Here is a 5,060-nt window from a genome sequence, read left to right as displayed (position 1 = left end):
GGCCGAGCATGCGATGCGTCTCGCCGCCAGCATCCTCCAGCGCTTCACCAAGAACCATGAAACCACCGCACTCGCCATGGACCGGCTTCTTCGCGGCGAAACGCGCCATTCCCGCATGGAAATTCATTGCGGCTGCGAGTGTGCCGGCGTGAAGCTCGGGGTAGCCGCCGGGCAGCCAGCAGACATCACAATCCTCGTCGGGCGCTTGGTCGGCGAGCGGCGAGAACGGAACGATTTCCGCGCCGGCCTTGCGCCAACAGGCGGCGACATGCGGATAAAGGAAGCTGAAGGCGGCGTCCTCTGCCAGCGCGATGCGTTGGCCGGGCGGCCGCAGCGCGTCGGCAAAGTCGCCAACTGCCGGGGCGAGGGGTGTTGCCAGCGCCATGATCGCATCGAGGTCGAGCGACTTCTCGGCCATGTCGGCGAGCCGATCGAGATGCGCCACCAGGTCGTCATATTCGCCGGCCTGGACGAGGCCGAGATGGCGTTCGGGCAAATTGAGCGTGGGATCGCGCAGGATGGCGCCGACGACGGGCAGTCCGATCGCCTCGATGGCGTCGCCGGAGAGCCGACGGTGGCGCTCGCTACCCAGCCGGTTCAGCACCGCGCCCGCCATGTGCACATCCGGATCGTAGGTGGCAAAGCCCTTGGCGACGGCCGCCGCCGTGGTCGACTGGCCCGACACGTCGAGCACCAGCAGCACCGGCAGGCCGTAAAGCCGCGCCAGATCGGCGGCCGAACCGGTGCGCCCCTGCGCGGCCGGGATGCCGTCGAACAGACCCATGGCGCTTTCGAGGATGACGAAATCGGCATCGTCGGCCGCCTGTGCGGCCAGCGCATTGAGCAGCGACGGCGACATCGCCCAGCTGTCGAGATTGACGCCGGACAGGCCGGTGGCGGCGGTGTGGAAGCCGGGATCGATATAGTCAGGGCCGGATTTGGCGCCGCGCACCTTCAGGCCGCGCCGGGTCAGCGCGCGCAAGATGCCGATGGTAACGCTGGTCTTGCCAGAACCGGAGCGTGGCGCGCCGATGATGATCGCGCGCGCGGTCATGCTTGCCCAGCCAGTGCCGCGCGCATGGCGACGATGCCGCCGACGACGATCAATGCCGGTGAGGCAAGCCCGGCCGCCGCCGCTGCCTCGGCAATGGTGGCGAGCGTGGCGACGACGGTCCGCTCCTGCGGCGTCGTCGCGGCGACGATCACGGCCGCCGGCGTCGATGGCGCAAGCCCGCCGTCGAGCAGGGCTGCCGCTATGACAGGCAGATTGGCCATGCCCATATAGACGACGACCGGCTGGCCGGTACGGGCGATTGCCGCCCAGTCGATGTCGTCATCGGTGCCAGCGGCGTGGCCGGTCGCCAGAATGACAGCCTTGTTGATGCCGCGCATGGTGGCCGGGATACCGGTGGCCGCCAATGCGCTGAGGCCCGATGTCAGGCCCGGCAGCACACGGAATGGGATGTTTTCGCGCGCCAGTGCCAGCGCCTCCTCGCCGCCACGGCCGAAAATATAAGGGTCGCCGCCCTTCAGCCTGACGACGCGGCGGCCTTCACGCGCCAGCCGCACCAGCAAAGCGGTGATGTCGTCCTGCTTCATCGAGGGTTGGCCGCCGCGTTTTCCAGCAAAGAAAAGCTCGGCGTTTCCGGCTACCGCGACCACGTCAGGCGAAACCAGCGCGTCGTAGACCAGTGCGTCCGCTTCGGCCAGTGCCGCCAGCACTTCCAGCGTCAGGCAACCCGGGTCGCCGGGGCCGGCGCCGGCCAGCCAGACATGGCCGGGCTCGAGCGGACGCGGCTTGAAGTTCAGACGCGCGAGCGCCTGTTCGAGCGTGGCGTTTTCGCCTTTGTTTTTGGTGCTGCCGCTCACAATCCGTCCCGTCCGCGAAAACGCCGCTGATAATGGGCGTCGTACAATGAACTCTCGCCAAAGCCTTCCGCCGCCAGCGAGCGGCCGACGAAGATAAGCGCCGTACGCTCCATCGGATCGGCGGCGAGCTTTGCCTCGATGGTCTCCAACGTGCCGGTCAGCACGCGCTCGTCCGGCCAGGAGGCGCGGAAGACGATCGCGACCGGGCAATCGCCGCCATAGTGCGGTGTCAGTTCGGCGACGACGCGGTCGATGGCATGGATGGCAAGATGAATGGCCAGCGTGGCGCCGGTGCGGCCGAAACCGGCCAGCGTTTCGCCAGGCGGCATTTTAGAGGCGCGGCCGGAAACGCGGGTCAGCACCAGGCTTTGCGCGACTTCGGGAATGGTCAGCTCGCGGCGAAGTGCGGCGGCCGCCGCCGCGAAGGAAGGGACGCCCGGCGTCAGCGTGTAGGGGATGCCATGCTTTTCCAGCCGGCGGATCTGCTCGGCAACCGCGCTCCACACCGACAGGTCGCCGGAGTGCAGACGGGCAACGTCATGGCCGGCCTTGTGGGCCGCCACATATTCAGCCTCGATCTCGTCGAGCGACATCGGCGCGGTGTCGATCAGCTTCGTTCCCGGCGCGCAATGCTGCAGCAATTCCGGCGCGACGATGGAGCCGGCATGGAGGCAGACGGGGCAACTCGCCAAGAGCCTTGCGCCACGCAGCGTGATGAGGTCGGCGGCACCGGGACCGGCGCCGATGAAATGGACGGTCATTCGGCGTCTCCGCTGATGGCGATGGCGCAGGTGACCGCGCCGAGCACCGTGCGCGGACCAAGCAGGCTGGCGCCTTTGCCGGCGACGGCAAGGGCCGACGCTTCGGAAACCGATGGTGTGCCGGCCAGGTCCCGCGAGAGGCTGGAGCTGCTGAGCGTCCGTGGCGAGGCTGCCTGGAGAGCTGCGTCATCGACGATGATGACCGGAAGGTTCAGCGCGCGGCCGGCGGCAGCGATCGCGTCTTCATCCTTCTTGAGCGCCGCGGTGGCCAGGGCCGAAAGAGCCGACATCGCCAGCCCATGCGCTTCGAGCGCGGTTTCTATCGCCGCGAGCACGTCCTCGACGGTGACGCCTTTTCGGCTGCCGATGCCCGCGACCATCATGGCTTGACCCAGCTCCATTGCGTGACAGGCATGGCCGGCCGCCACGCCTGCATCGAGCCGACAGGCGAAGCGCGGGAAATGCCTATCCTGACAAGATCGCCGCCGCGCCTAGTGTGCTGGGCGAGAAGCAGGGCTTCCATCTCCAGCGTCACCGCGTTGGCGACGAGACGGCCGCCTGCGCGCAGCGCCTTGATGGCGGCGTTCAAGACACCGGTGTCGCTGCCGCCGCCGCCGATGAAGATCGCATCGGGCGTCGCTAGTTTGGCCAGTGCCTTGGGCGCGCTGCCTTCCACAATGACGAGGCCGGGAACACCACAGGCAACGGCATTGTGGCCGATGCGGGCGGCGCGGGCCGGGTCGGCCTCGATGGCGATGGCGCGCAGCGAAGGGTGGGCGAGCATCCATTCGATGCCGATGGAGCCTGAGCCGGCGCCGATATCCCACAGCACTTCGCCGCGTCTCGGCGCCAGCGCCGACAGGGTGATGGCGCGGATTTCGCGTTTGGTGATCTGGCCGTCATGCTCGAACATATGATCGGCAAGGCCCGATGTGAGGGGCAGCACGCGCCCTTGCGGATTCGAATCAATCTCGATCGCCAGCACGTTGAGTGGATTGATGTTTTCCAGATTGAAGGCATCGGCACGCGCTGAGCGCAATGTCTCCTTCGGTCCGCCCAACGCCTCCAGCACCGTCAACCGTGAAGCGCCGAAGTCGAGCTCGGTGAGCAGGCGGGCAATTGCAGCGGGCGCGTCGCCATCCGACGTCAGCGCCAGGATGCGCGCGTTGGGCTGCAGCAGCGGGCGGATCAGGTCGACCGGGTGGCCGTGCAACGAGATGATCTCGATGTCCTGCAGCGCCCAGCCGAGCCGCGCCGCGGCCAGCGAAATCGCCGACGGAGCTGATATGACATGCATCTCCTGTGGCTGGACCTTGCGGGCGAGGGTGGCGCCGACACCGTGAAAGAACGGGTCGCCGGAGGCGAGCACACAGACATTCCTGCCGGTGAGCGCCAGGACATCGGCCATCCCGGCATCGAAAGGAACCGGCCAGGGGCATGGCTTACCCCTGGCGAAAGAAGCGACTAGCGCCAGGTGCCGCTTGCCACCGAAGATGAACTCCGCCTCGGCGATCCGACGCTTGGCCTCGTCGCCGAGACCCGCTAAACCGTCCTCGCCGATGCCGACTACCGTAAGCCATTTTGGCGTTGGCTGATTTTTTGACATGTCGCGCCGCCCCTCATCCGCCTGCCGGCACCTTCTCCCCGTATAGTGACGGGGAGAAGGGAGAAGCTCCGGCGCCGACGCCTCCCTCTCCCCGTCCTTCACGCGGAGAGGGTAAGGGTGAGGGGCAGCGCCGACGATGTTTGACATGGTGCCCATGAAGAAGATTCTGATCCTCGGCGGCACAACAGAAGCGCGCCAATTGGCCGGAAAACTGGTGGAGGATTTCCTCGTCACGCTTTCTCTGGCCGGCCGCACGGAAAGCCCGGTTGCGCAGGGCGTGCCGGTGCGAAGCGGTGGATTCGGCGGCGCCGATGGACTGGCCGCATATCTCAGGGAGACCGGCACTGGTCTGCTGATCGACGCCACGCATCCCTACGCGGCGCGGATCTCCGCCAATGCTGCAATGGCCGCGCGCAAGACCGGCGTGCCGATCCTTGCCTTGCGGCGCCCGGGGTGGGAGGCCGTAGAAGGCGACCGCTGGCTTGAGATCGATAGCGTTGCTGGCGCCGCGCGGGCGCTTGGCGAGGTGCCGCGCCGCGTGTTTCTGGCGCTTGGCCGGCAGGAGGTCGCCGCCTTCGAAGCCGCACCCCAGCACCACTATCTCATCCGCAGCGTCGATCCGGTCGAGCCGAAGCTGGGTGTGCCCGACGCCGACTATCTGCTGGCGCGGGGCCCGTTTCACGAGAGGGAAGAACGCGCTTTGCTCGAAAAGCATCACATAGGTGTCGTGGTGTCGAAGAACAGCGGTGGCGCGGCGACATACGGGAAGATTGCCGCGGCGCGAACGCTCGGCATCGAGGTGGTCATGGTGCGCAGGCCCTGTC

General features: G+C 67.3%; 6 protein-coding genes. 1 reads left to right on the top strand and 5 read right to left on the bottom strand.

The genetic code is table 11. The features are described from left to right. From EOA36_RS27320 to cbiE, 5 genes are all read right to left on the bottom strand, one after another. A partial coding sequence (locus EOA36_RS27320; protein WP_127280205.1) for a cobyrinate a,c-diamide synthase occupies window positions 1-1,054 on the bottom strand: 1,054 nt, incomplete at its 3' end. Continuing rightward, the gene (cobA, locus tag EOA36_RS27315) at window positions 1,051-1,869 is read right to left on the bottom strand and encodes a uroporphyrinogen-III C-methyltransferase (RefSeq protein WP_127280204.1); all 819 of its coding nucleotides are present in this window, start codon (window positions 1,867-1,869) and stop codon (window positions 1,051-1,053) included. The genes EOA36_RS27320 and cobA, both read right to left, overlap by 4 nt. Further along, a complete protein-coding gene (gene cobM, locus EOA36_RS27310) occupies window positions 1,866-2,630 on the bottom strand; it encodes a precorrin-4 C(11)-methyltransferase (protein WP_127280203.1) in 765 nt (254 codons plus the stop codon). Before cobM ends, cobA begins: the two co-directional genes overlap by 4 nt. Further along, window positions 2,627-3,013 carry a cobalamin biosynthesis protein gene (locus tag EOA36_RS27305; RefSeq protein WP_127280202.1) on the bottom strand — a complete coding sequence of 129 codons (387 nt, stop codon included), beginning with the start codon at window positions 3,011-3,013 and terminating at the stop codon, window positions 2,627-2,629. The genes cobM and EOA36_RS27305 overlap by 4 nt, the downstream gene beginning before the upstream one ends. Then, on the bottom strand, window positions 3,010-4,236 hold the full coding sequence (gene cbiE, locus EOA36_RS27300; RefSeq protein WP_127280201.1) for a precorrin-6y C5,15-methyltransferase (decarboxylating) subunit CbiE: 1,227 nt from the start codon (window positions 4,234-4,236) through the stop codon (window positions 3,010-3,012). The genes EOA36_RS27305 and cbiE overlap by 4 nt, the downstream gene beginning before the upstream one ends. A 154-nt stretch (window positions 4,237-4,390) precedes the next feature. On the opposite strand from cbiE, the gene EOA36_RS27295 reads away from it, so the two are divergent. Then, window positions 4,391-5,060 (top strand): cobalt-precorrin-6A reductase (locus EOA36_RS27295; RefSeq protein WP_127280200.1); only part of this gene is annotated, 670 nt, incomplete at its 3' end.

This window comes from Mesorhizobium sp. M8A.F.Ca.ET.021.01.1.1, assembly GCF_003998025.1.
Classification (GTDB): Bacteria; Pseudomonadota; Alphaproteobacteria; order Rhizobiales; family Rhizobiaceae; genus Mesorhizobium.
The sequence above is the reverse complement of the archived record's forward strand: the minus strand, read 5'-3'. Positions and strand labels throughout refer to the sequence as shown.

What these genes read in the sequence shown, in the direction of transcription:
- cobM (WP_127280203.1), bottom strand. Translation starts at nt 2,630, where the DNA reads ATGACCGTCCATTTCATCGGCGCCGGTCCCGGTGCCGCCGACCTCATC.
- EOA36_RS27305 (WP_127280202.1), bottom strand. Translation starts at nt 3,013, where the DNA reads ATGATGGTCGCGGGCATCGGCAGCCGAAAAGGCGTCACCGTCGAGGAC.
- cbiE (WP_127280201.1), bottom strand. Translation starts at nt 4,236, where the DNA reads ATGTCAAAAAATCAGCCAACGCCAAAATGGCTTACGGTAGTCGGCATC.